The 19,171-nt window shown below is 54.3% G+C and carries 22 protein-coding genes; 19 read left to right on the forward strand and 3 right to left on the reverse strand.

The genetic code is table 11. The features are described 5' to 3' along the window. Positions 1–25: 25 nt before the first annotated feature. The 12 genes from C7820_RS15435 (at position 26) to C7820_RS15490 (ending at position 7,430) form a co-directional block, all read left to right on the forward strand. The gene (locus C7820_RS15435) at positions 26–661 is read left to right on the forward strand and encodes a LysM peptidoglycan-binding domain-containing protein (protein WP_181909136.1); all 636 of its coding nucleotides are present in this window, start codon (positions 26–28) and stop codon (positions 659–661) included. Beyond that, on the forward strand, positions 658–1,635 hold the full coding sequence (locus C7820_RS15440; protein ID WP_116231841.1) for an XkdQ/YqbQ family protein: 978 nt from the start codon (positions 658–660) through the stop codon (positions 1,633–1,635). Before C7820_RS15435 ends, C7820_RS15440 begins: the two co-directional genes overlap by 4 nt. After that, on the forward strand, positions 1,628–2,038 hold the full coding sequence (locus tag C7820_RS15445) for a hypothetical protein (protein ID WP_116231842.1): 411 nt from the start codon (positions 1,628–1,630) through the stop codon (positions 2,036–2,038). Before C7820_RS15440 ends, C7820_RS15445 begins: the two co-directional genes overlap by 8 nt. Then, entirely contained in the window at positions 2,031–2,489 is a 459-nt protein-coding gene (locus C7820_RS15450) for a DUF2634 domain-containing protein (protein ID WP_116231843.1), read from the forward strand. The genes C7820_RS15445 and C7820_RS15450 overlap by 8 nt, the downstream gene beginning before the upstream one ends. Continuing rightward, positions 2,489–3,643, forward strand: a complete 1,155-nt coding sequence (locus tag C7820_RS15455; protein ID WP_116231844.1) for a baseplate J/gp47 family protein — start codon at positions 2,489–2,491, stop codon at positions 3,641–3,643. The genes C7820_RS15450 and C7820_RS15455 overlap by 1 nt, the downstream gene beginning before the upstream one ends. Beyond that, positions 3,636–4,202, forward strand: a complete 567-nt coding sequence (locus tag C7820_RS15460; protein WP_116231845.1) for a YmfQ family protein — start codon at positions 3,636–3,638, stop codon at positions 4,200–4,202. Before C7820_RS15455 ends, C7820_RS15460 begins: the two co-directional genes overlap by 8 nt. Positions 4,203–4,204: 2 nt before the next feature. Further along, positions 4,205–5,248 carry a tail fiber protein gene (locus C7820_RS15465; protein ID WP_116231846.1) on the forward strand — a complete coding sequence of 348 codons (1,044 nt, stop codon included), beginning with the start codon at positions 4,205–4,207 and terminating at the stop codon, positions 5,246–5,248. Between the two features lie 16 nt (positions 5,249–5,264). Further along, positions 5,265–5,624, forward strand: a complete 360-nt coding sequence (locus tag C7820_RS15470; protein ID WP_116231847.1) for a hypothetical protein — start codon at positions 5,265–5,267, stop codon at positions 5,622–5,624. A 2-nt stretch (positions 5,625–5,626) separates the two neighbouring features. Further along, positions 5,627–5,776 carry an XkdX family protein gene (locus C7820_RS15475; protein ID WP_258875270.1) on the forward strand — a complete coding sequence of 50 codons (150 nt, stop codon included), beginning with the start codon at positions 5,627–5,629 and terminating at the stop codon, positions 5,774–5,776. An 85-nt stretch (positions 5,777–5,861) separates the two neighbouring features. Beyond that, positions 5,862–6,293 (forward strand): phage holin family protein, encoded by a 432-nt coding sequence (locus tag C7820_RS15480; RefSeq protein WP_116231848.1) that lies wholly within the window; start codon positions 5,862–5,864, stop codon positions 6,291–6,293. After that, positions 6,280–7,023, forward strand: coding sequence for a glycoside hydrolase family 73 protein (locus C7820_RS15485; protein WP_116231849.1), 744 nt, complete (start codon positions 6,280–6,282; stop codon positions 7,021–7,023). The genes C7820_RS15480 and C7820_RS15485 overlap by 14 nt, the downstream gene beginning before the upstream one ends. Before the next feature lie 89 nt (positions 7,024–7,112). Continuing rightward, complete coding sequence (locus tag C7820_RS15490) at positions 7,113–7,430, forward strand: hypothetical protein (protein ID WP_116231850.1); 318 nt, start codon at positions 7,113–7,115, stop codon at positions 7,428–7,430. On the opposite strand, the gene C7820_RS33470 is transcribed toward C7820_RS15490, so the two are convergent. Together C7820_RS33470 and C7820_RS15495 are read right to left on the reverse strand one after the other, a co-directional pair. Further along, positions 7,414–7,590, reverse strand: a complete 177-nt coding sequence (locus C7820_RS33470) for a hypothetical protein (protein ID WP_163882478.1) — start codon at positions 7,588–7,590, stop codon at positions 7,414–7,416. The genes C7820_RS15490 and C7820_RS33470 overlap by 17 nt on opposite strands. Positions 7,591–7,604: 14 nt before the next feature. After that, entirely contained in the window at positions 7,605–7,970 is a 366-nt protein-coding gene (locus tag C7820_RS15495; RefSeq protein WP_116231851.1) for a hypothetical protein, read from the reverse strand. Positions 7,971–8,786: 816 nt separating this feature from the next. On the opposite strand from C7820_RS15495, the gene glpK reads away from it, so the two are divergent. From glpK to C7820_RS15520, 5 genes are all read left to right on the forward strand, one after another. Continuing rightward, positions 8,787–10,277, forward strand: a complete 1,491-nt coding sequence (glpK, locus tag C7820_RS15500; protein WP_089549914.1) for a glycerol kinase GlpK — start codon at positions 8,787–8,789, stop codon at positions 10,275–10,277. A 56-nt stretch (positions 10,278–10,333) separates the two neighbouring features. After that, entirely contained in the window at positions 10,334–11,998 is a 1,665-nt protein-coding gene (locus C7820_RS15505; RefSeq protein ID WP_116231852.1) for a glycerol-3-phosphate dehydrogenase/oxidase, read from the forward strand. 317 nt (positions 11,999–12,315) lie between these two features. Beyond that, positions 12,316–13,725 carry a deoxyguanosinetriphosphate triphosphohydrolase family protein gene (locus C7820_RS15510; RefSeq protein WP_089549916.1) on the forward strand — a complete coding sequence of 470 codons (1,410 nt, stop codon included), beginning with the start codon at positions 12,316–12,318 and terminating at the stop codon, positions 13,723–13,725. A 28-nt stretch (positions 13,726–13,753) separates the two neighbouring features. Continuing rightward, a complete protein-coding gene (locus C7820_RS15515) occupies positions 13,754–14,692 on the forward strand; it encodes an LLM class flavin-dependent oxidoreductase (protein ID WP_116231853.1) in 939 nt (312 codons plus the stop codon). A gap of 142 nt (positions 14,693–14,834) precedes the next feature. Then, entirely contained in the window at positions 14,835–15,785 is a 951-nt protein-coding gene (locus tag C7820_RS15520) for a TRM11 family SAM-dependent methyltransferase (protein ID WP_116231854.1), read from the forward strand. A 322-nt stretch (positions 15,786–16,107) separates the two neighbouring features. On the opposite strand, the gene C7820_RS15525 is transcribed toward C7820_RS15520, so the two are convergent. Beyond that, positions 16,108–17,079, reverse strand: coding sequence for a D-2-hydroxyacid dehydrogenase (locus C7820_RS15525; RefSeq protein WP_116231855.1), 972 nt, complete (start codon positions 17,077–17,079; stop codon positions 16,108–16,110). Positions 17,080–17,401: 322 nt separating this feature from the next. Between C7820_RS15525 and thpR the strand changes: the two genes are divergently transcribed. After that, entirely contained in the window at positions 17,402–18,019 is a 618-nt protein-coding gene (thpR, locus tag C7820_RS15530) for an RNA 2',3'-cyclic phosphodiesterase (protein ID WP_181909078.1), read from the forward strand. A gap of 256 nt (positions 18,020–18,275) precedes the next feature. Continuing rightward, a complete protein-coding gene (locus C7820_RS15535; protein WP_105442053.1) occupies positions 18,276–19,133 on the forward strand; it encodes a cell wall hydrolase in 858 nt (285 codons plus the stop codon). Positions 19,134–19,171 lie beyond the last annotated feature (38 nt).

Here is a 19,171-nt window from a genome sequence, read left to right on the forward strand (position 1 = left end):
AGGAACTGCTGTGGATTTGGTGTTAATGACCGGGAAGGGTGAACGATTCACGTTTCCGGTCAATCCGGAGGAAGTGATCATTTCCAGGCAAAAGGGCTACGATACCGCCAACATTCTCTCGTCCGGGGAGTTCGATTTTCCGCAGGGGGACCGGATTAAGGAAATCTCGTTTTCCTCCTTTTTTCCGAAAGTGTACGACGAATCCTTCTGCAAAGGGGGAAAGAGCGAGCTGCCTGATCCGCAGGTGGCGATGAACAAACTGAACGATTTTTTGGTGATGAAAACCCCTCTCCGGTTTGTCATCAGCGAAGCCGGGATCAATGTGCCCGTGTTCGTGGCCTCCCATCAAACGACGTTCCGGGGCGGGGAGCCGGGGGACGTGTATTTCGACATCACGCTCCGCACGTGGAGAGAGCTTAAGGTGGCGAAAACGGCTGGCAGCGGCACCGGCGGCGGGACGGCAGTCAACAAAAAGCAGCGCACCGACATGAAGGAGAAAAACAAAACCTACACGGTCAAGGCGGGGGACTCCCTTTCCAAAATCGCCAAACTGGAGCTCGGCGACAGCTCGAAATGGAACCAGATCTACAAGCTGAACCAGAAGGTAATCGGCAAGGATCCGAACGCTATTAAGCCGGGGCAGAAGCTGGTGCTGTCATGAGTTACAAGGTGATTTTGCAGGACAAATACGATTTGACCCCCTTGGTGGAGGCGATCAACCTGCGGGACTCACTGGAGCAGATTGCTTACCAGGGCACGGTCAACTTGGTGGTGACACCGGATTTGCCTCCAATCGCACCGGGTATGGCGATCCGCATCAGCGGCATTCCTTACGGGAAAAAGGATTACGTCACCCTGCTGCATCCTGCGGTGGTGTGGGAGGTCGAGACGACGAACAACGGCATGAAGCGGATGACTATAACACTGTACGACCGGACCGTTTATTTGGACAAATCGGAGGACGAGTATTTGTTCCCGGCGAAGCAGACGGCGACGCAGCGTTTTAAAAAATATGCCTCCGACTGGAATTTGAAAATCGCCAAGCTGCCGGATACCGGCAAGGAGCTGGGCCGGGCCGTGTACCGGACGCAGTCGCTGTATGCCAGCATGTTTGCTGATTTGCGGGCGACCGCCAAAGCCGGCGGCAAGCTGTATCATCCCCGGATGATCGCCTCCGGCTTGGAGCTGTACGAGCTGGGTACAAACCCGGATGTGTACGTTCTTGAGGCGGTAACCGATACGATGCAGACGCGCACGCTGGAAGGAGCGGCGACGAAGGTGAAGGTGCTGGCGACCGCGGCGAGCGAGACAGGCAAAGAGGTTCCGTCCAAAGTCCTCGCCATTGAGGAAAAGGACGTGGCCAAGTACGGCCAGCTCCAGGCGATTATCCAGGACGACGAGGTGAAAAACGGAGCAGCCGCCCGCGAGCTCGCCCGCAGCAAGCTGCGCGGCATCCAGGAGACGATCACCGTCAACGCGCCGGATATCAATACGATTCGGGCAGGAGATGCGGTTATGCTGGGCCAAGTGCAGCTGCTCGTCATCTCAGTCAGCCGCGAGCTGGGCAACCCGGGCAGCATGTCGCTGGAGCTCGGAACCTATGACGACGTCAAAAGGAGGTTTTACCTTGAATAAAGACCCGTATGGACAGCTTGCATCCTCTTTGTACGCTTCGGTCGGCAAGCACACGCGCCAGGCGCTCGGCGGCGTCGGGGCGGTGCTGGGGACGATCACGTCGACGGGGCTGAAGCTGGACGATTTCAAGCACGAAATGCAGGACTACATGGTGGCCGAGCTGCCCGGGCTGCTTGCGCTGCCGCGTTATATGGCGGTTGGAGCATCTGGGACGCGAACGGATACCCCGAATTGGGGGAGCGTGGCGATGGATACGTCGTTTTATTTTGACGAAATCGAAGTTCCGGATGCTGCGCTGAAGCTGGGTGCCGGGCTTAAGCCCGGGGACCGGGTGCTGGCCGTCCGCGTAAATGGCGGGGATGACGTGGTCGTCGTCTGCAGGGTGGTGAGCGGCCGTGGCTAATTTGTTTCCGGAGACGGAGGACATGGTCTGGACCGAGGATGCGGAGACGGAACTACTAGAGGGGAGCGGGGCGGTGTTTGGGAGGAGCTGGCGGTTCGATTTTGACGCCGGGGAATTCGTCATGTCCCCCACCCGTAAAATCGCCGTCGCGGATGAAAGGGAAGCCTGGGTAACCTGGTGCGAAAAAGCGATCCGTACTCCGCGCTACCGCCATCTCATCTATTCCAGGGACTATGGCAGCGAGCTGGAGGATCTGGTCGGGAGCGGCTACGATCACGCTCTGCTCGAGAGCGAAATCCGGCGCATGGTTTCCGAGGCGCTCTTGGCGGATGAGCGGACGGAGAGCGTGGATCAGTTCATGTTTGCGTGGGAAGGCGAGGCCTGCCGCTTCAGCTGCCGCATTCAAAGCGTCCGGGACGAGATTGAAATCATAGAAAGCGTGGTGATCTGATGGCGGACTTGCCGCTTTTTTTGCAGGATCAGACGGAAGAGAACATTATGAACCGCATGCTGGCCAGGGTGCCTTCGGATATCGACAAGTCCGAGGGCTCTTTTATTTGGGACGCGCAGGCCCCGGTGGCGTTTATGCTGTCCGAGTCGGCGCTGTGGGCGCAGGAGGTGTTGAGGCGGGGGTTTGCGAGTACGGCTGCCAGCGATAATCCGGAAATCCGTTCTGCAGAGCTTGACCTTCGGACGGCGGAGCATGGAATTACTCGACGGGAGGCGGTAGCTTCTACCGGGACGGTCGTTTTTACTGGCAAGCCGGGAACGAAGATTCCGAAAGGGACGTTTGTAGCAACACCTGCCGATGACGTATCCGGAGAATCCTCCTTAGAGTATTTCACTACAGCAGATATTACGTTAAGCGATGCCGGAACGGGTACCGTCCAGATTCGTGCTGTCAACCCTGGTAAAAATGGAAATGTCCCCGCCAGAGTAATCCAAGTGATGTCCACATCAATTAGCGGTGTGACATCAGTTACGAATCCGGAGCCAACCAAAAGTGGAGCGGATGTGGAGACAGACCAATCGTTGCTTGATAGATTTTATACTAAGGTCCGTAACCAGGGGACGAGCGGTAACAAAACCCAGTATATACAGTGGGCGAATGAGATTGCCGGTGTTGGTGGCGTTGAGGTGGTGCCTTTATGGCGTGGCCCCGGAACCGTTGGTCTGTATCTGCTTGATACCGACAAACGTGCAGCAAGCTCTGAAATTGTAGAAGCGGTACAGCATCATATCGATCCTACGCAAGATGGACAGGGGGAAGGATTAGCTCCGGCGGGGCCTGTGATTACCGTGATGCCAGCTGAAGAGGTAAAGATCAACATTACGGTTAAAGTCCAGCGGACACAGGAAACACCTTCAACGATAGAGGAAATTCAGCATATGATCGAGGACGGCGTGCGCTCCTATTTGGAACAGATCGCTTTTAATCGTAATGACCCGCTGGTTCGATATACACGAATTGCTGCAGTGCTGCTGGATATCCCCATCATTATTGATTACTCCGATCTTACAATCAACGGCAATAGCAATCAGCAAAATATCGAAATCAGCGCCGGACAAGTGGCCGTATTGGGGACGGTGAGCGTAAGTGAATAGTGCAGAGATCGTCAGCACGCGAGGGCGCGAACTGTTCTCTTACCTGCCGGCGTATTATGAATCCTCACGCATTATGCAGACGGACATGGACGCCAAGGGAAGTGAGCTGGATGCTTTATACCAAGCGTTGAACGAGGCCGCTGATCAATTTTATGTGCGAACTGCCACATGGGGGTTAGATCGTTGGGAGGTTGAGCTGGGTATACCGACAGACCGCACCAAGCCGCTTGACCAGCGTCGGGCCGTGATTGAGTCGAAGCTGCGCGGTGCCGGGACGTTTACCGGGAGATTGGTTAAAAGCGTTGCTGAGGCTTACGACGGCGGGACGGTGGAGGTTAGTTTTCAGCCAGCTGAATGGACTTTTACCGTACAGTTCAAGGATACGCTTGGCATTCCACCGAATTTGGCGGATCTGAAGGCAGTGATTGAGGAGATCAAGCCGGCTCATTTGGCGGTCAGATTTGAATTTAAATATTTACTGATCCGTGAAGTGGACCAGGTTATGAAAATTCATGATCTAGAACAAGTATTACTTAATAAATTTGCAGGGGGTGTCTAAGCATGTCGAGCAACACGCCGAATTTGGGACTGTTGAAAAAGGATCCCATGACAGATGGAAATGAGACATTTAATATCCAAACGATGCTGAATGATAACTGGGATAAGATTGATGATAAAGTTGGTCAGATGAGTGATGAAATAGGAAACATAACAGTCCCGGATGCATCCTTAACTGTTGCAGGTAAGACAATGCTTTCCAATTCCATTACCGGTACGCGAGAGAATGTAGCAGCCACTGAAAAAGCTGTAAAGTTGGCATTGGATAAGTCACTAAGTAGTGTCCCAGACGCTTCCTTGACTGTCGCAGGTAAGACGATGTTATCAAATGCCATAAACGGAACTCGACAAAATGTAGCTGCTACCGAATATGCGGTGAAAACGGCTATGGAAAATGTGAAAGTAGAAAATTACGATGGTCGGACGGAAGAGGTTTTCTACTATGTTCCGTCGCAATATCCAAACGTCAATGAAGCACTTAAAGCTATTAAGAAGGTCAACGCTGGGCCAAGAACAGTTCAAATAGATGCTGGTTTCGATGATCCATGGACCGGACAATATGGGATTATCGGATTTATTGGTGGGACCATTTCAATAACAGGTGCATCATCAACTAACAAGTCAAAGATCGGTTCGGCTGGATATGGTATTTATGTTAGTAATACAACAGCCCCCATTTTTATACGAAATATAATTTTTAATCACAAAGATTCTATGGTGAATTGTCAAAGTCCTTGTGCAATATCCATATCGGGTTGCCAGAAAACTGCTTCAAACGCAGGTGACTGGTTATGGTTCGGTGGAGGCGCAAGAGCTACGGTTTCGAATTGTCAATGTTCAAACGCTGTTTATGGAGATGTAATACAAGCAATGACAAATTCACAGGTTTATATTCTTTTATTAACGGGTTCGAATAATTTTGGTTTTATTAATGCTAGTGATGGGGCAATCGTTACAGATGTTAGTGGAGATGGAATATCTGCGACGTACAAATACAGTATAAATAGGGCTATCATACTCACAAGTTCGGGCCCAGTCTACAGCTAAAAAAGGAGGGATATGAATGGCAACGGGGTATGTAATTACGAGAGAGGGCAGAGTCGCGGGTGTAATCCCCAAATTAGTAGAAATTGATGGGAACAGTATGAAGGGGGAAAGAGGGAGCATTCACGGGATTAACTTTGATGTCGCAGAAATTTTAGTTGTTGATTCGTTTCTCGATCTTAAAAAAGGAGATGTGTTCCCTCCTGGTTATACCAACGTAGCCCATAAATACATTAAGCAAGATCCACAGGTACAAATCGAAAACAACATGGCAGCGTTGCTCTACGAAAATGCGACAGATAAGCAAAAAATCGCCTCGGTTGAAGGCATGCTTGGAAATCTTCTATTTGATATTGCTATCATTAAAGGAGGCCAGTAACCATGATGTTTAATTGGTTTGATACAATTAAAAAGTTTTATGATAACAAACATCCGCTATACACAAAAGAGGATATTAAAGTGTTTGTTATAGCGAATATGCTTACCCCTGAACAGTATCAAGAAATTACAGATACCATTTATGAAATGTAACAGTAGCGCCGTAAGGCGTATTTTTTATGCCCTCGGCCAACAAGCCGAGGGCTTTCTTATCCATCATCCAAAGGAGGTCATCCCCATGGAAGAGCGCATCACCCTGACGGTCAAGACGCTGTCAACGGCGTTTGGTGCGGTTGCCGGGTATCTGTTCGGAGGCTGGAACGTACTGATCAACCTGCTGCTCATTCTCGTTGTGGTCGATTGGCTTACCGGATTTGGCGTAGCGTGGGTAAACGGGCAGTTGATGAGCCGGAAGGGATTTTACGGCATTGCCCGTAAGATCGCCGTGTTTATGATGGTTACCGTTGCCCACTTTATTGATGTCGTGCTGGGAAACTTGAAGTACTTTCAGAACGCAGTGATCTTCTTCTATCTGGCGAATGAGTTGCTCAGCATTTTGGAGAACGTAGGCCGTATGGGGCTTCCAATCCCCAAGGTATTTCAGCGGGCCATTGAAATATTGGAAAGTAAATCGGAAGAGGAGGAGTCCGCCACCCATGAACCCAAATGAATTCATCGCCACCCTCGCCCCCTGCGCCATCGCTGACATGCAGGCAACTGGTGTTCCAGCTTCCTTAACGATCGCCCAGGCGATTCTGGAATCCAACTGGGGGACAAGCGGTCTTGCCCGGCAGGCGAACAATTTGTTCGGCATCAAAGGTAAGGGCACTGCAGGAAGCGTAGAAATGCCCACCACGGAGTATGTCAACGGCAAGGCGGTGAAGGTGGCGGCATCTTTTCGCAAATACCACTCCTGGACGGAGTCCATTGCCGACCATTCCAAGCATTTGTTGAACGGCACGAAGGATAAGCCGATGCGGTACCACGGCGTGCTGCACGCAGAATACCGGCAGGCGGCCGAAGCAGTTTGGAAAGGCGGCTACGCGACCGATCCGAAATACCCGTCCAAGCTAATCGCGATCATGGAGCAGTATGGACTGCCTCAATATGACACATGGAAAGGAGAACACACCGAAATGAATGTTAACATCACTGAGCTGGCACAGCAGCTGGAAGATTTGAAGAAAAAAGCGGAACGCCTGACCCAACTTGAGGTCCTTCTGCAAAAGGTGGAGCAGCGGATCTCCGCACTGGAGGCGCGGCAGCAGATGGAGGTTCCGGCCTGGGCGGAATCCGCGGTAAATGCGGCGGTTGAGGCGAAGATCATCAGCACCCCGGTGAATGGAAGCTACGATCTGTACAGGGTGCTGACGATTTTACAGCGGCTAAAGGTGCTCTAACGAAAACGCGAGTACCTACCATAGATAGAGACAAGTCAGGCAGGAGGGAAATCATAATTTTTTTCATACTAAAAGGGAGGCATCCGCTTATGCTGATTTATGAATACCAACCGACCATCCAGACGTTTTCGCTGTTAGAGCCGCTGCTCCCGGGGTGTGTGCGGGAACGCATCAAGGCCATTATGGACGCCGCCCCGGAAGCGGTGTTTTTTTGTAAAATCGAGGACTTGAACCCGAGCATCCGTGTGTATCTCCTGGAACACGATTCGGTTGACGACTATACAGAGTGCCATCTGCTGTCATGCGACCGGATCGGTCAGGACTATGAATACCTGAGTCTTTCCGTGGAACAGGCCCGTTCCGTGGAAAGGTTCGCAGCCCAGATCCCCGTTATTTCCCGGAGTTAGCGGAAGCTTGCTCGCGTTTGACCCGCTCGTATTCTTCCTCGATCGTTTTGGACAGCAGCTCCGTGGCGGTCATGTTCAGCTTCTTGGCCGCTTCGGCAAGCTGCTTTTTGATGTAGGCAGGTACGTCGTAATGAAATTTAACCTTGTTGCCGTATGGCATAACCAAAACCCCCTTTACCCCATAACTTCCTGGTATTTACGCTCGATAATCCGGATCAGCAGCTGGGTTGCGGACATGTCCTGCAGCGCCGCCGCTTCGATCAGCTTCTCTTTGATTTCAGGCTGGAATTCGTAAGGCAGCTTGAGCTTCGGTTCGGACATGTGGCCTTCCATCGTTTTTTCCGCATCAATTGCGAGCTTCACCAGCTCGTCCAACGTCGAAGTCTGAGATGCTTCGCGGCCGTATTTTGGCAGCACCCGGATCAAATACTGCTTCAGCGACTTCTGGTCTTCCTCGGCGATGTCCAGCTGCAGCCAGTCTTCTTCGACATTCAGCCTGCAGTCCACGTGATAGCCGAACAGGTTAATCGAATAGTTCATGCAAAAGACCTCCTTGGATATTTGTTGTTTATTATATAGTGTATCGATACGCATTACAATATAATAATTTTATCCGTTTGATATATCTTCCACTCCTCTGTAATGGGTCCTCACAATGTCCTTACTACGTCATCGTCATATCCCACAAGTGTCTCCACTTCGTCATCGTCAAGTCCTCGTCAGGTCCCCACAAGTGTCTTCACTTCGTCATCGTCAAGTCCTCGCCAGGTCCCCAAAAGTGTCTCCACTTCGTCATCGTCAAGTCCTCGCAGATCCCCACAAGTGTCTCCACTTCGTCATCGTCGAGTCCTCATCATGTCTCCATAATGTCTCCGCTTCGTCATCGTCAAGTCCTCGCCACGTCCCCACAATGTTCTCCGCTTCGTCATCGCCAAGTCCTCACTACGTCATCACAACACCCTCACCCTGTCTTAAATTCCTCTTTTACCGCTCCCTTTCTCGCCCTTCAATTCTCCCCAAGCACCTCATCAGTCCCATCATCTGTACTCCGCCTTTTCCTTCGCCAATCTTCGATTTTGTTAACCCGAACTCGCTCCAAATATAGTATGATGTCACTAAGGAAAACCATGTAAACGTCACCAAGCGACATGGTTTGTCTTCCTTAAGAGATCAGAAAGTATAAGTTTCGGAGCCTCCGCTTCCTGATCTCGCAAGAAAAACTTCCGCTAAACGCGGTCTGTCTCCTTTGAAGGTACGTCGATAGACGTCTTCCTTACAGGATATACATCCAGCAACATCCCGAATGTGCACAACCACAACGAGCGCATCGTTCGCTGACGGAGCAGGGAGGGTTCTATGGAAAAATACATTTTATCACTGGACCAGGGGACGACGAGTTCCCGGGCTATCTTATTTAATGAAAAAGGAGAAGCCGTACATACGGCCCAGCGGGAGATAACGCAGCATTTTCCCCATCCAGGCTGGGTGGAGCATAACGCCAACGAGATTTGGGGATCGGTCCTGTCGGTGATCGCGTCCGTGCTGTCGGAATCGGGCGTGAAGCCCGAGCAGATTGCGGCGATCGGCATCACGAACCAGCGGGAGACCGCGGTGGTGTGGGATAAGGAAACGGGCGATCCTGTGTACCATGCGATTGTGTGGCAGTCGCGGCAGACGAGCGGCATTTGCGAAGAACTCAAGGCCCAAGGGCTCGACGATACCATCCGCGCCAAAACAGGGCTTCTGATCGATCCATACTTTTCCGGTACGAAGGTCAAGTGGATTCTGGACGAAGTCGAAGGCGCCCGGGAAAAGGCGGAACAGGGCAAGCTGCTGTTCGGCACGATCGATACGTGGCTCATCTGGAAATTTACCGGCGGCCGCGCGCATGTGACCGATTATTCGAACGCATCGCGCACGCTGATGTATAACATTTACGAGTTAAAATGGGACGACGAGCTGCTGGAGATTTTGGGGGTTCCGGCCTCCATGCTGCCGCAGGTGCGTCCATCCTCCGAGGTATACGGCCTGACGGTGCCGTATCACTTCTTCGGCACAGAGGTGCCGATCGCCGGCGTTGCGGGCGACCAGCAGGCGGCCCTGTTCGGGCAGGCGTGCTACAGCAAGGGCATGGCCAAGAACACCTACGGCACCGGCTGCTTTATGCTGATGAATACCGGCGAAACGGCGGTCCGCTCGGAGCACGGCCTGCTGACGACGCTCGCATGGGGCATCAACGGCAAAGTGGAATATGCGCTGGAAGGCAGCATTTTCGTGGCGGGCTCGGCCATTCAATGGCTGCGCGACGGACTGCGGATGCTGAAGGAGTCGAAGGAGAGCGAGACTTATGCCTCACGCGTGGCTTCGACCGACGGTGTATACGTCGTCCCGGCATTCGTCGGGCTCGGCACCCCGTACTGGGACAGCGATGTGCGCGGAGCGGTGTTCGGCCTGACGCGCGGCACGTCCAAGGAGCATTTTATCCGGGCGACGCTGGAATCGCTGGCCTACCAGACGAAGGATGTGCTGTCCGCGATGGAGGCCGACTCGGGTATCGAGCTGACCACGCTGCGCGTCGACGGCGGTGCCGTGCACAACGATTTTCTGATGCAGTTCCAGAGCGACGTGCTCGGCGTCTCGGTCGAACGGCCGGTCATTAACGAGACGACGGCGCTGGGGGCCGCGTATTTGGCGGGGCTTGCCGTTGGCTACTGGAAGAGCCAGGACGACATCTCCGGCCAGTGGGCGATCGAGCGCGAGTTCCAGCCGGTGATGGAAGAGAAGGAGCGAACCGGGCTGTACGAAGGCTGGAAGAAGGCCGTACATGCAGCCATGGCTTTTAAATAAACACAGAAACATATCTTGGGGGGTCTCTTTTTCGATCTGGAGGGAGATAAGCACAGATGATATGGTCCAATACGAATCGCGAACAAATCAAGGAGAGCTTGAAGCAGGAAAAGTTTGACGTCCTAATCATCGGCGGCGGTATCACCGGGGCAGGCATCGCGCTGGACGCGACGACCCGCGGGATGAAGACTGCGCTGGTGGAAATGCAGGATTTTGCCGCAGGCACATCCAGCCGCTCGACGAAGCTGGTGCACGGCGGGCTCCGCTACCTGAAGCAGTTTGAGGTCAAAATGGTCGCCGAGGTCGGCAAGGAGCGGGCGGTTGTGTACGAGAACGGTCCGCATGTCACCACGCCGGAGTGGATGCTGCTGCCGATCCACAAGGGCGGCACGTTCGGCAAATTCAGCACGTCCTTCGGACTGCGGGTGTACGACTATTTGGCCGGCGTGAAAAAAGCGGAGCGCCGTATGATGCTCTCCCCGCAGCAGACACTGGCGAAGGAGCCGCTCATCAAGAAGGAGGGGCTGAAGGGCGGCGGGTACTACGTGGAATATCGTACTGACGACGCCCGCCTGACGATAGAAGTGATGAAAGCGGCCGTGGCGCACGGGGCTGCGGCGCTCAATTACAGCAAGGTCGAGGAGCTGTTGTACGACGCCCGGAATAACGTGTGCGGTGCGGTGGTCCACGACCAGCTGACCGGGGACACCTACGAAGTCCACGCCGCCAAGGTCATTAACGCTGCAGGGCCATGGGTTGACCGCATCCGCGAGAAGGATGCGTCGAAGGAGGGCAAAACGCTGCGCCTCACCAAAGGCGTCCATCTGGTCATCGACCAGTCCCGGTTTCCGCTGGAGCAGGCGGTGTACTTCGACACGCCGGATAAAAGAATGGTGTTCGCCATTCCCCGCGACGGCAAGGCGTATGTGGGGACGACGGATACTTTCTTCGACCGGGATACGGCGCATCCCCGGATGACGTACCAAGACCGCGACTATATAATTAACGCAATCAATTATATGTTTCCCGAGCTGCAAATTACGGCGGAGGACGTGGAGTCCAGCTGGGCCGGGGTACGGCCGCTCATTCTTGAACAGGGCAAGGATCCGTCGGAAATATCCCGCAAGGACGAGATCTGGGAGTCCGGCTCGGGGCTGCTGACGATCGCCGGGGGCAAGCTGACGGGCTACCGGAAGATGGCCGAGACGATTGTGGACGTGCTGTCCCGGGAGCTGACTGAACAAACAGGGCGTCCGTTTAAAGCATGCCAGACAAAGCATCTGCCGATTTCGGGCGGGGACTTCGGTGGCTCGGCACAGTATGAGCCTTTCGTGCGGAAGACCGCCCAGACCGGAATCGAGGCGGGGCTGGCCCCGGATGAAGCCCTCGCGATCGCCGGCAAATACGGCACGAATGCATCCGGCGTCTTCCGGCTGATCCAGAGCTACCGGGCGGAGGCGGAAGCGCACGGGCTGCCGCTGATGCTGTTCGGCCAGCTGGCCTATGCGCTGGAAGCGGAGATGGCGGCGACGCCGGTGGACTTTTTTACCCGCCGGCTCGGTGCGACGCTGTTCGATATTCAGCTCGTGCGCACCTGGAAGGCACCGGTCATCGAATATATGGGCAGCGTGCTGAACTGGAGCCCTGCGGCGAAGGAAGCGTACGCGGCCGATCTCGACCGTGCGCTGCTGGAGGCCGTGGAACCGGCGGAATCCGATTGAGCGGATATTAGGCAGTCGAGTGCAGCATTTCTATCAGGAACCTTTCATCCCCAGGATGAAAGGTTCCTTTTTTAGCGTGAGTTGGACTCACTAAAATTCAGAGACCTCCTGGCCTCGGCGGTGACAGAGAATCAATGAGAATACGATGCTTTCCTGTCAATCCACTGTCAGTGATGTTTACACCAACTGTTCGGATATTTGCGATAAACTTTGCATTTTTATGGAAAATAGACACTCGCCCGCGTCCCATGTTAGTACACCTCCGGCAAAATCGCTTATAATAAAAAAACCATACTGTCGTGAGAGGAGTGCTGTACATGAACATTAAAGAAAAAAGAGAGCATCGGCAGTACCCCGAACAAGTGAAATCCGACGCGTCCCGAGCGCCATATGAGCGGGATTATTCGCGGCTGATCCATTCGCCGACGTTCCGAAGGCTGCAGGGCAAATCCCAGGTGTTCGGCGCGGGTACGGGGGACTATTACCGGACGCGGCTGACCCACTCGCTTGAGGTGGCGCAAATCGCCCGGGAAGCAGCGCGCAGCCTGCTGCGGGCGCATCCGGAGGTCAGCGACGAGCAGGCGGACAATCCGGGGCTCGTGATCGATCCGGAGGTGGTGGAGTGCGCGGCGATCGCGCATGACTTCGGCCATCCTCCTTTTGGACATAAAGGGGAAGAGGTGCTGGACGGCATTCTGGATCAGCTGATCCGGGACCGGACGAAAGAAGCCGTGAAGGGGCTGCATCTGTCCCCGGATGAAGTGAACGATGTCCGCGCCAGGCTGCGGAAGAAATACGAGCATTTCGAAGGCAATGCGCACAACTTCCGGCTGATTATGTTTTTGGAGAAACGGGAAAATGTGGACGGCCTGAACCTGTCCGACGCGATCCTGCTTGGCATCAATAAATATCCATATCCCGGCACCCTGCTCAAAAAGGGGCTGTACCAGCACGAATGGGGCTATATTTCACAGATCCGCCAGGACTGGGGCATTCCCGCAGGCAAAAAGACGCTCGAAGCCCAGCTGATGGACTTATGCGACGATATCGCCTATTCGGCCCATGATCTCGAAGACGGCATCAAGGCCGGGAAAATCGAAGTGCACGAGCATTTTCTGAAGGATCCGCATATTTTGCGCCTGATTGTCGAGAAAGTCATGACGCTGGAGGACGCGTTCTGGGACAACTGCCCGGAAGAGCATATCCGCTACAAGGTGGAGGAAGTGCTGACGTCCTTTTTAAAAGTGTGGAATGAGAAGCTTCCGTACTGCGAGTTTGACTACTCCCGTACACGCCGCGAGGTCAAGGCTTACTGGGTAAGCCTGTTCGTCAGCAGCCTCGGCGTCATTGACGACGGGGACTGGAAGAAGGTGACCTTCGTCAAGGAAGGCCAGGAGGATCAGGATATGCTCCGCACCGTCAGCGTGCTGAAAAGCTTCGCGTGGGTGACAATGATCCGTGACCTGCGGGTGCAGCGGCTGCAGAAGCGCAGCGAGTGGATGATCCAGCGTCTGTGGGACGCTTTTCTCGATCCGGTCGCCTCCAAATCGATTATCCCCTCCGACTGGCTGCAGCGGTTCGAGAAGGATCAGGCCGGGCCGAATCCGATCTGGACGTGGGAGCACATGGTGATCGACTATATTGCGGGCATGACGGATGCGTTTGCTGAAAAAATTTACAATGAGCTGTACGGTTTGAAGGTAGGTTCCATTTACGACCTGGATTAGGCAGCCATAGAAGGGAAGGAAAGACCGGATGGGCGCTCTTAAACTTAGCGTGCTGGATCTTGTACCAAAAATAGGAGAGGCGTCCTTTGAGGAAGCACTGCAGGAAGCGGCCAGCCTGGCCCGCCATGCAGAACAGTGGGGTTACACCAGGTATTGGGCGGCGGAGCACCACGACCTGGTGAACCTGTCCTGCGCCGCACCGGAAGTGCTGCTGGCGCATATCGGAGCCCGGACCGAGCGGATCCGCATCGGGTCGGGGGCGGTCCTGCTGCCGCATTACAGCCCGCTGAAGGTCGCGGAGAACTTCCGCATGCTGGCTGCGCTTTATCCCGGCCGCGTCGATCTTGGCATCGGCCGGGCGCCCGGCGGCTCGGCGCATGCGTCGATGGCGCTGAGCGGCAATTATTTGCAGCATGTGGCCGAGATGCCGGCCCGCGTCGGCGCGCTGATTGAGCTGTTGGAAGACCGCTATGCTTATGAAGACGTGCCGGTCGCGGCCAAGCCCGTCCCGCGGATCCAGCCGGAGCTGTGGATGCTTGGGACGAACAACAAAAGCGCCGGCTTCGCGGCGGAGAACGGCACGGGCTATGTGTTCGGCCAGTTCATGAGCGACCGCGACGGCGCCGAGGTGCTGGCGGCCTACCGGGAGGGCTTCAAGCCGTCGGCGCTGCTGGAGCGGCCGAGAAGCATCGCGGCCATCGGCGTCATTTGCGCCGCGACCGAGCAGGAGGCACTGGCGCTGTCCCGCCGGTCAGCCCTGCCGGAAGTCGAGCGGCCGGGAGCTGAGGCCAGCGAGCCGCAGCCTCAGGCGACCCGGCTGATCACCGGGTCGCCGAAGCAGGTGAAGTCGAAGCTGCTGGAGCTGGCGGATTCCTTCGGGTGCGACGAGTTCCTGGTCACCACGCCGGTGATGAGTTATGCCGAGCGGCTGGAATCTTACCGGCTGCTGGCGTCGGTGTGCTTATAAAAGGGAGCCAGGCTAGCTCGCCTGCCATTCTGCGCACGCAGTTCTTGATTGGGAATGGGAATTTGGGAATGTAGAGTAAGGGCGGTGCTGAACGGTAAGACCGCAATGGAGCCCGAAGATAGGAAGAACGAACGGAGGAACTATGGAATTGACATCCGAACCATCGGAGTTTATTTATATGTACGCCAGCCACGAGTCGGAAACGGAGCTGTGCCGGATGGAGCTGAATGCTCTGCTCGGGCAGGCGAAACCCTTGAAAGGGAGGGGCCCAATGCTGCGCAGCTCCCGGCTGCTTGACCCGGACCGCAGTCCGTATGTGTCGATGCGTCTGGACGTGCTGATGCAGGGCGACTCGGTCGAAGAAATTGCCCGGCAGGCTTCGGAATTAGAGCTTGGGGACGCCACATTCAAAGTAACCTACGTAAAATCCGGCGATCCCTGCTCCTACGAGGACCAGCGGATGCTAGAGCGGCGCGTCGGCAGCAGCATCCGGGGGAAGGCGGAGATGAAGCATCCGGACGTGCAGTTCGGCCTTCTGTCCGCCGAGGGACAGTGGATGCTCGGATGGTGCCGGCATCCCGAACGCGCTTGGCGGCTGCACAAGGACAAGCCGAACAATTATTCCACCGGGCTTAGCGTCACGACCGCCCGTTCGCTTGTGAACATCCTTGTGCCGGAGCCCGCGGGTGTCCGGGCAGCCGATCCCTGCTGCGGCATGGGGAACGTGCTGATCGAAGCCCTGTCGATGGGCATCGACATCCGGGGCTGGGACATCAATCCGCTGGCCACCCGGGGGGCCCGGGCCAACCTGAAGCACTTCGGCTATCCGGAGGTGGTGACGCTCGGCGATATGACGCAGGTGACGGATCGCTTCGATGCGGCTGTCCTGGACATGCCGTACAACCTGTGCTCGGTGCTCAGCACGGATCAGCGGCTCGTCATGCTGCAGAGCCTGCGCCGTATGGCGAAGCGGGCTGTCATTGTATCGACGGAGGAAGCGGCGGAATCGATTCAGCAGGCGGGCTTTGCCATTCTGGACAGCGCCCGGGTGTGGAAGGGCAGCTTTGTCCGGAACGTCTGGCTTTGCGGATGACGGAGGCGGATAAGCCATCCGGCTTGCGATGACTTTCTACTATATAATAGAAGAAAGTTTCTCACCCTATTAGCAGTAGAAATTTCTCATTAGAATAGAAGAAGATTACCATTATGAATTGAAGTCAAGTCAATCATCTCAGTGCTCATCATGAGCACTTTAAGCCAAAAAAGGCTGTCTCACGATCCGGTCTGAATCGACCGGTAACGCGGGACAGCCTTTTTTCGTGTTCTGAATATATCAGGACGCTCGCATAGCATGCGTGAAAATTTCGGAGGCAAAACTCCACCTTGCGGGGGACAGCTGCTGGGAGATGTCCGTATTAATAAGCACGCTCATAATTGACGAGATTACGCGGAAGCTCTTTTCCCTGCACGTAGGCCTTCAGGTTTTCGACAAAAATATCGATGACCCGCTCGGTATACCGGTCGGTGCTTCCGGAAACATGTGGCGTAATGATGACCTGCTCCATGTCCCACAACGGGTGGTCCTCAGGGAGTGGCTCCTTCTCAAACACATCGAGCCCGGCGCAGCTGATCTGCCCGCTGCGGAGCGCTTCGAGCAGGGATGCCGTATCCACCGTTGGCCCGCGGCCCGCATTGATGAAGCAGGCGCCCGGCTTGGCCGCCGCCCAGGCATCGGCGTTCAGCAGGTGATGTGTCTCATCGGTAAGCGGCAGCACGCTGATGATGTAATCGCCTTGGCTCAGCGCCTTGTGGAGCCCGTCCATGGTGAACATCTCGTCCACATGAGGATCGGCTTTACCGGAACGGCGGACGCCGACGGTACGCATCCCGAACGCCTTGGCCAGGCGGGCTGCCTCGCTGCCGATCTCGCCGACGCCGACGATGACGGCCGTTCGGCCGTGCAGCTCGGACAAGGTGTCCCGTCCCGGTGCGGCCAGTTTCGTCTCCCAGCTGTGCTTGAGCTGATTGCGGACCGAGACGTGCAGCTGACGCGAGAAGGAGAGCATCATGCCGAGGATCGTTTCCGAGATCGGAATCGCATGGACGCCGCTGGAATTTGTCAGCAGCACGCCTTTCTGTTTGAGCTTGTCCAGCGGAAGCGTGTCCACGCCGGCCGACCAGGCCTGCAGCCATTTCAGCCGGCTGTCTTGATTCAGCACCTGGTCGGCAATCTGCCTGGACCAGCCGACCAATATTTCCGCTTCGTTCACGAGTGCGGGATCCGCATCGGTGCTTTTGACGACGGTCAGCTTATAGCCGGGAGCGGCTTGTTCAATCAAGCGGGTCTGCTCCGGAGTCAGGGAATGCAGACAAACAATTTGCTTCATACCGTTTCAGCCTCCTTCATGTATGTACCCTTGATGTGGCGTTTGTGCAACTTTAGTTCAATCTATATATTATGAATATATTCAGGATAACAGATTTGAAACGATATACAACAGGGTCCCCCGAGGCCAAGTGAATGAAAGGGAGCAGCGGTCAAGTAAACGCCCTCCTAAGCGTATGCTTTTGCGTAACTCTGCTGCATGACAATGGGCCCGAAAGGTGAAACTATATTAATGAAGGAATTCATGCGAATTATACCTTCGGTACCAATTTTTACAGGATCATTTTATGCGGCGCAAAGGGGAAGAAAGGGGATGTACTTGCATGGAAATGAAAGATAAACAAGTTCAAGCTAAGCCTTTAAGGCTATTCGTCGCGGTCCGGATACCGGAATCGATCCGATCTTTACTGGAAGAATGGAGGCACCGGAACGAGAAGGAGCTTGCTTTTAAAAAATGGACGCACCGGGAGGATTACCATATTACCGTCCAGTTTCTGGGGGACGCTGATGCTGGAAGAGTGCCGGAAATCGCGGCTGCCTTAAAAAGGGCTTCCTTGAAAATAAACCCATTTCAGCTGGAATTTGGAGCGTTCGGCACCTTCGGGTCAGCGGAGTCTCCCCGGGTGTTATGGGCTGGAGTAATTGACCAATCCGGCGGCCTGGACAAGCTCTATGAAGCGGTCACTTCCGAGATGGGGGAACTGGGGTTCGCAAAAGAGGCGAGGCCTTACCGTCCCCATGTTACGATTGCCCGTAAATACGCGGGAAAATCGCCTTTTACAGGCTCCAATTTACCGTCTTTGACCGTGGAAAAATCCGGTTCTGAAGGGAAAAATCAGCCTCTGATTTGGGAGGTCGATGAATTTGTACTTTTTTCCACGCATTTGCACGAAAAGCCAATGTATGAGATACTAGAGGCCGTTCAAATGAAAGATTCGTAGATTGGAAATAAATAGCAATAGAAATCGAATATATTTTTCCGCACATGATCGAATATCGAATTCCCTTTGTTGCCGTATCCTGTGAAGTAAATTTGTGCCGTTCCTAAGCAACATGTGTTGTAAAGACTGTCCTGTTTGTCAGTTATTGTACGCTCTCGGATACAGCAATTGACTGAAAATGTTTCCAAAGGTTATTCAAAACCTGTATTTTTGGTTACTTAAAGAGGGAATGTGCCGGAAATATAGGAGGAGAAACATGTACACATTACGTCAAAACCGCTGGATGGCACTGCTGATCGGTGTGCTTCTGGTGTGTTTCTCTGCAATTTGCATGCTGCTGCAAAACGAGCAGATGCATAAAATGCAGTATAACGACAGCACGAATCAACTGGGGGCCGTAACATACAGCAAGAACGATGAAGCAGGCGCAAGCCCGCAGCATTTATCCATACAGGGGGCAAAACACCCGTTAACCGCGGAAAACTCCGTGCAGCTTTTGAATGTAAATTTATTGAAAAAATGGAACGTTAAGCATCATCCCCTTTTTGTTGAAGGGATTTCAGCACAAACACCGGCTGCCGCCAAAAAGGCCCAAGCTGTGCAAGCGAAGCCTAAGGCGAAGAAAGCTGTAGCTGTTGCAGCCAAGCCGAAGCTGGATCCAAAACTGAATCCCCCCACCACGTTATTCTTCAGCCGGACCAAACTGCTCAGTCCTTCCCAGAAGTCGGAAGCGACCAAACAGTACAAGGTAACCGCTGAGGACGTGCTTCTGCTCCGTAGAATCGTGATGGCAGAAGCCGAAGGCGAACCGTACAAAGGCAAAGTGGCTGTGGCCAATGTTGTCTTGAACCGGCTGCGGTCAGCCAATTTTCCCGATACGATTAGAAAAGTCATATACCAGAGATATCAGTTCAGTCCTGTGGCGAACGGCCGTTTTGACCGTGTGAAGCCGAACGAGGATTCGATTCATGCCGTCAATGAGGCGCTTAACGGACGCAAGGAAGTCTCGGATGATACGTATTATTTTCTGTCGCTGAAGCTGGCCGACGACCTGACGGTTCACCATACGCGGACCTTGGCCAAGACGATCGGCAACCACTCCTTTTACAAATAAATCCCGTAAGTTTAAAATGTTTATGGGTAAAGGATAAT

Origin of the sequence: Paenibacillus sp. VMFN-D1 (assembly GCF_003386155.1) — a bacterium.
In the GTDB taxonomy this organism is placed as follows: Bacteria; Bacillota; Bacilli; order Paenibacillales; family Paenibacillaceae; genus Paenibacillus_AQ; species Paenibacillus_AQ favisporus.